Below are 14,478 nucleotides of genomic sequence, written 5' to 3' on the forward strand. Positions count from 1 at the left end.
GTTACCGTCTAAAATAAATATCGCCCAAAAGGCTGTTTATTGTTAATAAAAGCGGTTGCCCGGCACATTCCCACGTAAAAGCGTGCAATAAAATTGATTAACAGGAAATATCAAAATTAGTTAGATGATTTTTTTAAAACTTTTAAGAGAGAGTTTTTTATTTGCCGGCGATGCGCTGCGACAAAATAAAACACGCACGTTTTTATCACTGTTGGGAGTAACCATCGGTATTTTTACCATTATAGCGGTAAAATCGGCAGTGGATACTTTGCGTAACAACCTGCAGCACAGTGTGGATAAACTGGGTAATAACAGTATTTACGTACAAAAATGGCCCTGGGTTGGCGGCAGCGACTTCCCCTGGTGGAAGTACCTGCAACGCCCCGAATCTGATTTGCGCGATTTTAACGAACTGTCGCGCCGCATCACAACAGCCGAAGCTTTATCCTACGAGATCAATATCGATAACCGCACCATCAAATATAAAAGTAATACAGTAGAAGGCGCGCAGGTTGATGCCGCATCGCAGGATCACGACAAAACCTGGAACTTTGATTTTGAAAGCGGGCGCTATTTTACCGAAATCGAGTCAAAAACCGGCGCGCCGATTACCAATATCGGTTATGATATAGCTCAAAACCTGTTTCCGGATGGTGATGCCATCGGTAAACAGATTAAGGTAATGGGCCGTTATGTAACTATTGTAGGCGTATTCTCCAAGCAGGGTAAAGATATGTTGGGCATCTCTACCGATAAGGAAGTATTGCTTCCGCTTAACTTTGCCCGCAACTTAATTGATATTCAAAGTTCAAGATACGGCCCGGCAATAATTGTACGGGGTAAAAAAGGCATTCCTACAGATGATGTGGAAAGCGAGATTAAAGGCCTGATGCGCTCTATTCGCAGGCTAAGGCCGGGGGCCGAAGATAATTTTTCGCTCAACCGCACTACCATGATCACCCAGCAGCTCGACGAGCTTTTTGGCATCGTTAATAAAGGCGGTTTTATTATCGGCTTGTTTTCGGTACTGGTGGGTGGTTTTGGGATAGCCAATATCATGTTTGTTTCGGTAAAGGAACGCACCAATATTATCGGCATCCAAAAATCGTTAGGTGCTAAAAACTATTTTATATTATTGCAGTTTTTAATTGAATCGGTATTGCTTTGCCTTGCCGGCGGGTTAATCGGGTTGTTTTTTGTGTATCTGGGTACTTTAATTGTAAAAGCTGCTGCTGATATACAGGTGATACTCGATGCTGCCAACATTGCAACAGGCTTAAGTTATTCAATTATAATAGGAGTGATAGCGGGAATTATCCCGGCCTATTCGGCCTCAAGGCTCGATCCGGTTGAAGCTATCCGCACAAACTAATTTGCAATATGAAAATTATTAAATCACTATGTTTTTTGGCGGTTATTGCCTCATCAGCATGCAATCAACCCGCTAAGCAACAGCAGGAAACCGCCAAAGCAGAGGGTGTTTCTGCCGATACTGCCAAAACAACCGCAGCCACGCAGATAGCGGATACAGCAGCTGTAGTTAAAGCTTACATCGCTCTAAAAGATGAGTTTTTAAAATCGGATGTAGCAGGTGTTAAAACTGCTGCCTCGGCCCTGGAGGCAAGACTGGCCGGTATTAAAGGCTGCTCCGAAACAGCAATTGTAGCACACCAGATAACCGAAGCCGGCGATATCAAAGCCCAGCGTGAATCATTTTTGGCTTTGAGTAAAGATGTGGTAGACCTTGTTAAAGGCGGTAAATTTAAATCGGCACCAATTTATGTTGATTTTTGCCCGATGGCAGATGGAGGTAAAGGCGGCTATTGGCTATCAGCAGCTAAAACCATCGAGAATCCGTATTTTCCTGAACACATGAAGGAGTGCGGATCAGTGAAGGAGCAGATTAATTAAGACCGTTGATCTTGTCTGAATCAAAATTTACAGAATTTGAGAATTTTCAGAATAATAAATGATCAGCAGACATTCTGTTAATTCTATAATTTTGTAAATTCTGATTCAGACAAAAAACAGCGAAATCAACGCAACCATCTAAATCAACGGCCAGAATCTGTGTAATCAAAAAATAATCGGTGTAATCCCCCCCCCCAAAAATAAATCCGAAATCGAACATCCGAAATCCGAAATCAAAATTGCGCCGGTTGTTTTAAATGTTTTGCCAGTTTAGCATATAACACCTCGGGTACAAAAGGTTTGGTCAGATAATCAACCATACCGGCTGCCAGGGCTTTTTCGTAGGTTTCGGGCATGGCATCGGCAGTAAGGGCTATAATAGGTAAATCGGGATGCGATACCTTAATAACTGCGGTTGCTTCAAAGCCATCCATAACGGGCATTTGCAGGTCCATAATAATCAGGTCATAATTATTGGCGTTTACCATATCAACAGCAATACGGCCATTTATAGCTTCGGCCACCTGCGCATTCCATCGTTTTAAAAACTTGGCGGCTATCATCAGGTTCATTTTGTTGTCATCAACCACCAATATATTCAGGCCCTGCAAGTTGTGATCTGTAATATTCATTGGCACTGCCGGCTGTGCAGGTATGTCCGATCCAGGCGCAAGCGCAAAGCTTATGGTAAAATTAAAAGTTGTGCCTTTGCTCAATTCGCTCGATACCGAGATGGTACCTTTATGCAGTTCAACCAGGCGTTTGGTAATGGCCAAACCAAGCCCGGTTCCCCCATAATCATTGTTAATTACCTGCTGATCCTGCATAAAAGGATCAAAAACGATGTTGAAGCTTTCGGGCGAGATGCCAATGCCGGTATCGGTAACCGCAAATTTAATGCTTACGGTGCTTTCGGTAAGTATATCCCTGTCAAGCCTTATGGTTACACCGCCCTTATGTGTAAATTTTATAGCGTTGCTTACCAGGTTGTTTAAGATCTGGCTAAGCCTCATAGCATCTCCCATCAGTTCGGCTGGGATGCTCCCGTCTATAATAACATCAAGTGCAAGCTGTTTCTCTGTAGCCCGGTGAATAAACTGCTGCTTTATTTTTTGGATGAGTTGCTGAACATCAAAACGCGAATGATTCAGTTCCAGCTTTCCGGCCTCTATTTTGTTATAATCTAAAATATCATTGATGATAGCCAGCAAGCTCTCGCCCGAAAATTTGAGCGTGTTAAGGTAGTCCATTTGTTCGGCCCGTGGATTTTCGCTTAGCAGCAGGTTGGTGGTGCCAATTACCGCGTTCATCGGCGTACGGATTTCATGGCTCATGATAGACAGGAACTCCGATTTGAACTTGGATGATTTTTCCGCCACTTCTTTAGCCCAGATCAAATCCTGCCGTGCTTTTTCCTGGTCGGTTATATCCTCGCCAAGTGCAGTTACTTCTTTAATTTTGCCGTTTTCATCATAAAATATAGTGTTTTGCCAGTTTATTATACGCCGTTCGCCGTTACGGCAAATAACCGGATTAATGTAATGGGGTAAAATGGCATTGTTTGCAAACCAGCTTTTCATGTAATCTTTCAAATCTTCCGGAATAAGGTGATCCATCCAGTTCATCCCGATGATTTCCGTTTGGGTGTAACCCAACAAATTGGCCAGGTATCTATTGCAGAAGGTAACGTAACCATTATCATCAATCGTTATGGCAGCCATGTTAATGGTTTCCAGCACCTGGCGGTATTTACTTTCGGCGGTTCTGAAATCAATTTCGGCAGTTTTACGTTCTGTAATATCCTGTAAGGTACCGATGATTTTACGTACACTGCCGTCTTCGTTATATAAACGCTTGCCCGCAATAATGCTAACATGCTTGATATGGCCGGCTGGAGTAACAATACGGTATTCGTAAGATGAATCCATGGTGTTTGCATTGCTGCGCAGCATTTGCCTTATAATGGGCCTGTCGTTAGGATGCGCATGCTTCAGCAATAACTTAACAAAGCACCTGTGGCATGATGAGGTTTGCCGGTTATGTTCAAAAATGTTATTCAACTCTTCCGACCATGAAATATGCCTCGACGCAACATCGTATTTCCAGTTGCCAATTTTAGCAATGGCCTGGGCTTCCATCAGTTCCAGCTGGCTCAGTTTAACTGCCTTATCGGCCAGCCGGGCTTCGGTAATATCCTGTATAATACCAAAAGTGCGGGTTTCGGCGTTGGCCGATAGCTTCCGTTCGCCGCGTTGAATCCTGATGTATTTTAAGTTACCCGCCGGGGTAATAAATTTATGTTCAATTTTACTTTGAGGGGTAGTACGGATGGTATTGAGGTATTCAAAAACATCATCCCTGTCATCAGGGTGTACCATGCTTATGTAATATTGAAACCTGCTTACACCTTCGGGTGGGTTTTCAATTTCGAGCAAGGAGTTTAAGTTAGCCGACCAAAAGGTTTCCTTCGTTTCATGATCGTACCACCAGTTGCCTATCCGGGCAATATTTTGGGCCTCAAGCAGTAAGTCCTCATTTTCTTTAAGCTTACGCTCGTATTTCTTTTGCCCGGTTATATCAACAACCGATGCCGAAATACGGCCGGTATAACCTGATGACTGTTCAAATATCGGCGTAAAATTGGCGGTAAAAGAGTGACCGCTATCGAAGTCCGAATCAAACTCTATCGATATCGGTTTGCGGGTTTCTATCACATAATTTAAAGCCCTGTCGTACTTCTCGGCTTTTTCGGGGCCTACAACCTGGTCAAGCGTTTTACCTATCGCTATTCGCGGGTTAACGGGCCGCTCGGTCATCTCATTAAACCAAACATTAATACAGGTTTTGGTTTCATCAAACTCAAAAATGATATCATTAAGCGAGTTAATGAGCGCGTTGAGGTGTTTGCGGCTTTCACGTAATTCGGCATCGTTAACAACAAGGTTTTGGTTTAGCTTCATTACGTTGTCTACAGCGCTTTTCAACTGGTACTGGTAGGCCATTACCACTAAAAACGATAAGTAGGCTATCAATGTAAAAATCACAATAAGCACTACAAGCACAGTAGGCGAAATAGCCAGTTTTGGCGCGGTAAAATAAGCTGTTACAATGGCCGCCAGGTTCGCTTCGCTTATTAATACAAACTCAAGGCGTTTTTTGCAAAAAAGAGTAAGTGCTATAAAAACGGTTATAGCGCTAAACAGGTATACATGCTCAAAGCCGTTTTTCCCTAATAAAATGCAATTGTTTATCAGCAAAAAAGACGTAATGGTTAGGCTAACGCTTATTTTATAGTATACTTTATTACCTAAAAAAGAAAAGGATAGTGCCGCCAAACAAAAAAAACAGCTTATAAGACGAAGCCAGAATGGATCGTACGAGTTATACGAACACAGATAATGCAACGACGGGCTGGCAATTAATAAGCCTATAAGCAATAGCCGGTAAACGGTGGCATCGTTTTGGATTAAAAACAATCCCTTGCCTTTTAGCGACACGATGTTGAGTAATTTTTTAATCAATTATTAATGAGAATAAAACAAAAATACAGGGCTTAAATTAATAAATTTGCGCGTAAATTTTACAAACAGTAAATTATATTAGCGGTTAATAATACGCAGATTTATTTACATTTGTTGCAGATACAAATTCTCTATGGCTCAAACAGCACAACTAATACTTGATGATAAAACATTCGAGCTGCCGGTAATTGAGGGCACTGAAGGTGAAAAGGCAATCGATATTTCTAAGCTTCGCGATCAAACAGGTTATGTTACCCTCGATATCGGGTACAAAAATACAGGCGCTACCAAAAGCGCCATTACTTTTTTAGATGGAGAGCAGGGCATACTTAAATATCGCGGTTACCCGATTGAACAATTGGCCGAAAAATCATCATTTATTGAAGTTGCTTATTTGCTGATTTATGGCGAATTGCCAACTGAAGAAAAACTGAAGGCATTTCAATACGAGTTAAGCCGCCATACGCTGGTACACGAGGATATGAAGAAATTTTTTGATGGTTTCCCGTCAAAATCTCACCCGATGGGGCAGCTGTCATCATTGGTATCGGCTTTATCAGCTTTTTATCCCGAATCATTAAAACCATCGCAAACCAACGAAGAGCTTAACCAAAGCATCATTAAAATGATTGCTAAAATGGCTACCGTGGTTTCATGGATCTATAAAAAATCATTAGGTCACCCGGTTATCTATCCTCAAAATAAATACGATTACGTTACCAACTTCCTACACATGACCTTTGGTCAGCGTACAGAAGAGGTTACTATTGATCCGGTAGTGATTGATGCTATGAACAAGCTGTTAATTTTACATGCCGATCATGAGCAAAACTGTTCAGCTTCAACTGTACGTATTGTAGGCTCGTCGGATTCTAATATCTACGCTTCTGTTTCTGCCGGAATCTCTGCCCTTTGGGGACCGCTGCATGGTGGTGCCAACCAGGCCGTAATTGAAATGCTGGAAAAAATTAAAGAAGACGGTGGTGATACTGATAAATGGATTGCCAAAGCAAAAGATAAAAACGATCCTTTCCGCCTGATGGGCTTTGGTCACCGTGTTTACAAAAACTTTGATCCCCGTGCTAAAATCATTAAAAAAGCCTGTGATGATATCTTAGAGAAATTAGGCATTAACGATGAGGTGCTGGAAATAGCCAAAAAACTGGAAGAAGTGGCTTTAAAGGATCCCTACTTTGTTGAGCGTAAACTTTACCCTAACGTTGATTTTTACTCGGGTATTATTTACCGCGCCTTAGGCTTCCCTACAGACATGTTTACCGTATTGTTTGCCCTTGGCCGCCTGCCGGGATGGATTGCCCAATGGAAAGAAATGAAAGAGAACAAAGAACCTATTGGGCGCCCGCGCCAGATTTATGTTGGCGCAACCTCTAAAGATTATGTGGAAATAGCTAACAGGTAGTTTTTTCGGTTCATAGTTGATGGATCATAGTTCATAGAAAAAGAAATCATATTAAATAAGAAAAGCGATGGGGGATGACCTCATCGCTTTTTTTCAGAACCGTTGATGTGTTTGATTTCGCTGATTCTTTAAAAGCCGCAAGTATAAAATAGAATCAACGAAATCAACGTAATCAAAAAGGCAATCAACGGTTCAAAAGTTAGGCCCGCCGGTTTTCACCATGCGGGCCTTATATAAATCAATCAATCAACTATTGCTATGTGTATGCTTACAGCTTAGTTATAGTGCATGTTTTGGCATTAGCGTCAAGTACAATGCGATACGTGCCGTCTGATGTTATTTTGATGTTATCTCCTCCATTGGTAAGCGCGCCGAGTGGGCCCCCTAAGTTAACTCCCCAATCGTGGTTAAACCTGAACTTCATTTCTTTGCCTCCAATTAGCGTTGATGTAACACTCCATGTTTTGGCATCGGCGTCGTAAGCCATATCTGTGTCGCCTCCCCATCCGTTAGGTGTGGCATCACCAATAATACTCCAAAACTGTTGTGTTGCTGTAAATGTGCCTTTTGATTTATCGTTTTGATCGATAACAACGTGTATAGCATAGTAGCCAGGAGAAGGTACTGAAAGGTTATCACCTTTCGCTGTCGAAATATTTCCGCCGCCTGCGTTACCCCATGAAACATCCCAGGTTCTTTTTGGGGTAAGTTTAAACTCCAGTTTACCAGCCGCAAAGCCAATGTTTGCATCATAAACACCATCGTTATTAGGCGAGATCAGGCTATCGGCAGTTTTTGGTTCCCAACCTTGATAAGCACCGGGGGCATAAATGTAGCCTGTGCCCTGGTATGGCAATACGGTTAAAGTAACCACATTTGAGTAAGTTGCTGCAAGGTTTGGTGCCGCCGATGATTTGATACGTACCTCAACCTGCGATGGATCGTTATATGATAACTTCAAAGCGATAAGCATATCGTTTAGCACACCTACTTTTAGCGTTTGAGTAAGTTTATCGGTACTAACTTCCCTCGCGTTTTTAAAATTGTTTCCTTTTACGTCTACCTGTACAGTATAAGTAATAGGAGCTTTGTAGCCGGTTACTGACGTAGCAGCCCAGCTAAAGGTTACAGCATCATTAGCGGCATTTGGTTTTGATAACTCAGGAGTTGTTGTGGTTGATGTTAAAGCACCTACCTTGCCAACGTTTGCTACAACCTTTGTTTCATCCTTTTTACATGATGCCAGCATCAGCAGCGCTATGCCGCCTATTGCCAAAATCGTGGTAAATATTTTTTTCATATCCTTTTTAGGTTTTATGGTTTTACGGGAGATGCTTTGCGGGCACCTCCCGTTATGTTATTAATATCCTGTATTTTGTTTCAAATTAGGGTTGGCTGTAACATCGGCTGATGGTAATGGGTATAGGTTCCTGAAGCTTTCAACGCCTTTACCATCTTTTGATCCTCCTTTAAATGGCCATAGGTAAGTAGCCTCAACAAACTTTTTGTAACGGACTAAATCGGTACGGCGGAAGCCTTCCCAATATAGCTCGCGGCCGCGTTCATCTAACAACAAATCGGTAGTTAAGGCAGTTAATTTGCCAACGGTTGCGCTTTGATAAGCACGTGCCCTTAATGCGTTAACATAACTTAAGGCCAGAGTTGCATCGCCACCGCCACCGCGGGTTGTAGCCTCGGCATAAATAAGGTATTGCTCGGCCAGGCGGAAGATTGGCATATCTACGTCCGCATAATCCTTGCTTTGTGCAGCGGTGCCATCTATTTTAATGTTTTTAAACTTGGTTATGGCGTAGCCATCGGTAAAAGTACTTATGGTATTAATATCAATGTTTTGACCATCGGTATAAAACTGCGCACGCTTATCCGCGCTGCCGGCTCCATCAGGGAACAGGTTTACAAAGGCTTTTGTTGTACGCAAACCAGCCCAGCCACCGGCGATGCCAAAATCGGCCGAGTTCATGCTGCCGCCAACAGGGGCGTGGGTCATGAAGGTCATACCACCGTAGCTTTGCGTATGCAGACCATCGTAGTTAATGGTTAAAATAAATTCGTTTTTATTAAGGTTGTTGTCGGCACGCATTAGTTTTGTGTAGTCACCAATCAGGGTATAGCCCGCGTCGATCACTTTTTTTGAATACGTTACCGCGTTGTTGTATTGGGCGGTACCGGTGTAAACTTCGGCGTTAAGATAAATCCTCGCTAATAAGGCCCATGCTGCAGCTTTATCGGCACGGCCGTATTCGTTTGTTTTTGGAGCAGCTAATGTACCGTCGATGGCTTTAAGTTCACTTTCAATATAAGCAAACAAATCTTTACGACTGATCTGCTTTGGCAGCGGACCGCCCAGCGGATCATTTTCGGTAACAAATGGAGGGTTGCCAAACAGATCCATCAGGATAGAATATTGGTAAGCCCTTAAAAAACGAGCTTCGGCAACATACTGGCGTATTTTATCAGCATCGGCACCACTAATACCACGGCTGCTGAGATTGGCATCAGATGATTGGCGGATAAAATCATTAGCCAAAGTGATTTGATACATACAACGGTAATATAAACCGGTAAGGAAAGTATTGCTTGATGACCAGGTCATGCTGTGAAAGTCGGGTAAACCTACGTCGCCCCAGCCAACAACAGCCTCGTCGGTTGATAACTCTTCGGCGCACCACATAAGCCTGAAAAAGTCGGATGTACCTTCGTCAATACCCTGTACGTCGCCATTACCTGCCGGGCCCGAGTTGCCGGTTAATGCATAGGCAGCATAAACTTTGGCAAAAGCCTTTTTATATCCTTCGGGATTGCTGTAAACCTGTGCCGAGGTAACATCGTTGGTTGGCAGCAGATCGAGCTTTTTAGTGCACGACGTAAGGCCGCCGGCAATTAAAGCTGCTACAGTTATATATTTTATTGAATTTCTTTTCATGTCAATTTCTCTTTACTGTTGATAAAGTGTTATAGCGATAAATTAAGACCTAACACATAAGTACGTGGGCGAGGGTAAAAGTTAGCGTCGATACCGTTACTAACTTCCGGATCAACACCTTTGTATTTGGTAATTACAAATACGTTTTGAACATTGGCGCTCAAACGCAGGTTGCCGGTGTTGTGGAACAACTTACCAAAGTTGTAACCAACGTTTACGTTATCCATACGGATAAATGATGCGTTTTGTACAAAATAATCAGATAACCTGCCTTTGTCTGATGAGCCGGTGATGCCGGTTTCCAGTAAATTAGTCGAGGCGTTATTTAAAATGCCGATACCGTTAAAGATACTTAGCTGTGTTGCTGAACTTGAGAATACGTTGTTATATACATAATTGCCAACGCTTGCCCTGGCCACAAAACCTGCCGACCATTTGCGGTAGGTAACGTTTGAGCTTAAACCAAAATAACCTTTTGGATCAGAACTTTTGTAACGATAAAGATCGTTTGAGTTTACGATACCATCTGTGTTACGATCAACAAATACGCCATCAAGTGGGCGGCCATCTGCACCATAAACCTGTTGATAAACATAGAACGAGTTACGAGGATAACCAACCGAATTAATTTGGATAGTATTACCAGTACCACCCGATATGCCGCCCGTAAATACGCCCGGATAGCTCGGATCAGGCGCCAGGGTAAGTTTGGTGATCTTGTTAGTGGTATAAGTAGCGTTCAGATTAACATTCCAGGTAACATCTTGAGTCCTGATCACATCGGCATTCAGGTTTAATTCCAAACCATTGCTGGTTAAATCACCAATATTAGCCACTATATAGTTAGAGAAGTTGGTGCCTGCCGGCTGCGGGATCTGGTTTAACAGTTTTGATGTTTTACGGTGATAGTAATCAACGGTACCGGTAATCCGGTTATCAAGGAAACCGAAATCAACAGCTACGTTGGTTGATGCTGTTTGCTCCCAGGTACGCAGTGAATAATAACCACCCGGACGGTACAGGTTATAAAAAGTATCGCCTATTTGGTATTGAGCAGTGTTGTTGCTCAGGTTATAAAATGAGATCACATCGTAATTTCCGATACCGTCCTGCTGGCCGGTAATACCGTAACCTGCGCGTAATTTAAGATCAGACAAGGCAGTTAAACCTTTAAACATCGATTCTTCTTTCAGCTTCCATGCAAATGCAACAGATGGGAAAGTACCAAACCTTTGATCTGGGTTGAATTTTGACGAACCGTCACGACGTACAGTACCGGTAAGGATGTATTTATCCATAAACACGTAATTTAAACGACCGTATACCGAGATCAGCCTGTTTTCGGGTTTGTCAAAAGGATATACCGGTTGTGTGCCGGGTTGTTGAACACCATCGCGGGCGAAGTTGCCGAAGTTGTAATTGGTGATCGAAAAATCCTGGTATGAATAACCTGCAACCGCGTCGATGTGGCTGGCTATACTTTTGAAGTCTTTAGCGTAGCTCAGGTAACCTTCAAATATGGTGTTTGATTGTTTTTGTTTGTACTGGTTGTTTAAACCACGATGAGTAACGCCTTTTGCATCAAGGAAACCTTTGTAGTTTGATGCAGCGCTATCAGGAATGATAACGTTCCCGGAACCTTTCGAAATATCATAGCCTAAGTTAACATTGGCGTGTAACTCTGGTAAAAAGTGAAATTTATAGTCTAACTGTAAGTTGCCGATGCTGCGGTAAACTGTACTGCGGTTGTCCTGCTGCTCCAATAAACCAAGTGGGTTTAAGGTAGCCAGATCTTTAAGTGGACCGCCAGGTTGGGCAGGGTTATTTAGCCATTGCCAATAGCCACCAAAGCGGTTGTTGCCCGAATATACAGGTTTGGTTGGATCGAAGCTAACAGCCGAGCCGATAGCGCCTTCATTGGCAAAACGTTGTTTTGATTGTGCGCCTTTAACATTCAGGGTTGCTTTCAGATGGTCCTGGAAAAAGCTTGGGCTTAAGTTGATAGCGCCTGTTATACGTTGTAATGAACTGGTTTTTAAAATACCGTCCTGGTCAAGGTAACCGGCAGATACGCGGTAGGGGAGGTGTTTGGCAGCACCCGAGACGCTGATATTATTATCTGTGGTGATGCCTGTTTGGTAAATTTGTTTTTGCCAATCGGTATTAGCGGTACCTAATAAAGCAATTTGAGCAGCGGTGCCATTGGCTTTGGTATAAGCACGGATCTGGTCGCCGGTCAATACGGGTACTTCTTTGGTTAGTTTACTGGCCGAAATCTGTGAGCTGAAATCAATAACCGGTTTGCCGCTTTTGCCTTTTTTAGTGGTGATTAAAATTACACCGTTTGATGCCCTGTTACCATAGATGGCAGCTGCAGAAGCATCTTTTAAAACCGAAAATGATTCGATATCATTAGGGTTTATCAAACTTAAAGGATTGGCAGCACCCGAGATAGAGTTGTTGCTGATAGGCACACCATCAATTACAATAAGCGGATCATTACTGGCACTTAGTGATACACCACCACGGATACGTATGGTGCTACCTGCACCAGGCGCGCCGCTGTTTGATATTACCGATACGCCGGCTACCTTACCCGCAATTAACTGTTCGGGAGTGGTGATCACACCTTTCTGGAAATCTTTGGCGGTAACATTGGTGATAGCTCCCGAAAGATCTTTTTTGCGCTGAGTACCGTAACCGATAACCACCACTTCATTGAGGCTTTTACTTTCGGGTACAAGACTGAAGTTTAAGGTGCTTGTACCGCTAACATTTACCGCTTGTTTTAAAGTAACATAACCGATAAACTTAATGCTAAGGGTATAGCTACCGGCTTTAACATTGTTAATGGCATAGTTACCATTAGCATCGGTAGTTGAGCCGATGGTGGTGCCGTCGATAGTAACCGTAGCGCCGGGCAGGGGCTGGTTAGTTTCGTCGGATACCTTTCCTTTAATGCTTCCGGTTTGAGCAAATGCCATGACAGACATCATCAGGAAAGCGCAAAGAAGAACATACTTTTTTGAGTAATTTTTTCTCATTTACTTATTGATTTTTATGAATAAAAAAAGGCTTAATTTGTCGGCTATAATTGGTTTATAATAGTTGCCGAAACAGCATGCGACTAATTTACATTTACAAATATCAATTGCAAATTTTATGTAAAAGATAATTTTAAAGCGTTTAATTAAGGCTTTTTTAACTGAAAAGAAATATTGAAAAGTGTTAAAAAAGATGTCAAAAAATATTGTTTTTATGCGAAATTTGGATTTAAACGGGCATTTATTAAAAATGTAAGTGTCAATAATACACAATAGGTGATTTTACTTTAATGCAATCAATTTCCGGGAACGTTCCCGGAAACGTTCCCGGTTTTTACTGTTTTACGATGACGAAAAAAATAATTTTCTGCGCGTTTTGGCTTTTGAGCCAAAATTTTTTGCTTTTTGCACAGGTGAAAATCAATGTTTTTACCGGCAAAATTCCGGCTCTGAAAAGTGCTTCCGAACGTCTGTTTTTAGCAGGTGATTTTAACGGTTGGAACCCTGGCGATAAGGCCTGGGAACTGATCAATACTGATGGTGAAAAGTACGCTTTATCCAAAGAACTACGCGCCGGCATCTATCATTTTAAAATTACCCGCGGCAGCTGGAGCACAGTTGAATGCGATGCCTCGGGAAAACAAATTGATAACCGCCTTTTAAAACTCAGCACCGATACCACAGTAACACTTGATGTAGCAGGCTGGCAGGATAATTTTACCCCGGCCGAAAAGAAACATACGGCCACCGCGCAGGTACACGTTATCAGCGAAAAATTTGATATGCCGCAGCTTGGCCGCCAACGCCGGGTTTGGATCTATCTGCCTGCAGGCTATGAAGCAGCCAAAAAGAAATACCCGGTGATTTACATGCACGACGGGCAAAACCTTTTTGATGAATATACCTCTGGCTATGGCGAATGGGGGATAGATGAATTGATGGATAAGGTAACGGCCAAAAATCAGTGTATTATAGTTGGCATTGACCATGGTGGTGATAATCGCATAACCGAATATGATCCTTACGATTCGAAATATGGAAAGGGCAGGGGTGATGATTATGTGCAGTTTTTAATTAAAAACCTCAAGCCTTATGTCGATACCCACTACCGCACTATTAAAGATGCAAAGCATACAACAATTGCAGGCAGCTCGATGGGAGGGTTGATCTCGATGTATGCCGCTGTTAAACATCCGGAGGTGTTTGGCAATGCCGGGATCTTTTCGCCTGCGCTTTGGATAGCTCCGGATCTTTATAAGCTGGTTAAAGAAACAGCATTAAGCAAATCGGCACGTTTTTATTTTGTTTGCGGCGATGCTGAAAGTGACAGTATGGTTGCAGATATGCTGAAGATGGCCGATCTGGTAAAGCTAAAAGGTATCAAGCCGCAAAATGCACCTGTGGTGGTTATTAAAGGCGCATTACACAATGAAAAACAATGGAACGGAGATTGGCCGGGATTTTATGAATGGTTAATGCGGAAATAGCCAATAAGTCCGGAAGCCGGCAAGCCGGAAAGACGCTTTCGCCGTCCCGGCTTCCGAACTTTTTCCGTGCAGTTATGTCTTTTCTACCGGATGCTCATTTTTCCCCATGTATTAACAAAAAATCAGCGAAATCAACGTAATCAAAAAAATC

The 14,478-nt window shown here is 42.7% G+C and carries 8 protein-coding genes; 4 read left to right on the forward strand and 4 right to left on the reverse strand.

All coding sequences use genetic code 11. The features are described 5' to 3' along the window. Window positions 1-124 precede the first annotated feature (124 nt). Entirely contained in the window at window positions 125-1,372 is a 1,248-nt protein-coding gene (locus tag HYN43_RS05290) for an ABC transporter permease (protein WP_119408454.1), read from the forward strand. 8 nt (window positions 1,373-1,380) lie between these two features. Next, on the forward strand, window positions 1,381-1,911 hold the full coding sequence (locus HYN43_RS05295; protein ID WP_119408455.1) for a DUF3347 domain-containing protein: 531 nt from the start codon (window positions 1,381-1,383) through the stop codon (window positions 1,909-1,911). Between the two features lie 233 nt (window positions 1,912-2,144). On the opposite strand, the gene HYN43_RS05300 is transcribed toward HYN43_RS05295, so the two are convergent. Then, window positions 2,145-5,432, reverse strand: a complete 3,288-nt coding sequence (locus HYN43_RS05300) for a PAS domain-containing hybrid sensor histidine kinase/response regulator (protein WP_119408456.1) — start codon at window positions 5,430-5,432, stop codon at window positions 2,145-2,147. A gap of 133 nt (window positions 5,433-5,565) precedes the next feature. Between HYN43_RS05300 and HYN43_RS05305 the strand changes: the two genes are divergently transcribed. Continuing rightward, complete coding sequence (locus HYN43_RS05305) at window positions 5,566-6,852, forward strand: citrate synthase (protein WP_119408457.1); 1,287 nt, start codon at window positions 5,566-5,568, stop codon at window positions 6,850-6,852. Between the two features lie 268 nt (window positions 6,853-7,120). Here the strand turns inward: HYN43_RS05305 and HYN43_RS05310 are convergent, their stop codons facing one another. Genes HYN43_RS05310 through HYN43_RS05320 form a run of 3 tightly spaced genes read right to left on the reverse strand, consistent with a single transcriptional unit; the run spans window position 7,121 to window position 12,840 of the window. After that, entirely contained in the window at window positions 7,121-8,152 is a 1,032-nt protein-coding gene (locus tag HYN43_RS05310) for a SusE domain-containing protein (RefSeq protein WP_119408458.1), read from the reverse strand. Window positions 8,153-8,212: 60 nt separating this feature from the next. Beyond that, a complete protein-coding gene (locus HYN43_RS05315; RefSeq protein WP_119408459.1) occupies window positions 8,213-9,796 on the reverse strand; it encodes a RagB/SusD family nutrient uptake outer membrane protein in 1,584 nt (527 codons plus the stop codon). Between the two features lie 29 nt (window positions 9,797-9,825). Beyond that, complete coding sequence (locus tag HYN43_RS05320) at window positions 9,826-12,840, reverse strand: SusC/RagA family TonB-linked outer membrane protein (protein WP_119408460.1); 3,015 nt, start codon at window positions 12,838-12,840, stop codon at window positions 9,826-9,828. A gap of 413 nt (window positions 12,841-13,253) precedes the next feature. Between HYN43_RS05320 and HYN43_RS05330 the strand changes: the two genes are divergently transcribed. Further along, window positions 13,254-14,327, forward strand: coding sequence for an alpha/beta hydrolase (locus HYN43_RS05330; RefSeq protein ID WP_162996319.1), 1,074 nt, complete (start codon window positions 13,254-13,256; stop codon window positions 14,325-14,327). Window positions 14,328-14,478 lie beyond the last annotated feature (151 nt).

Source organism: Mucilaginibacter celer, assembly GCF_003576455.2.
GTDB lineage: Bacteria > Bacteroidota > Bacteroidia > Sphingobacteriales > Sphingobacteriaceae > Mucilaginibacter > Mucilaginibacter celer.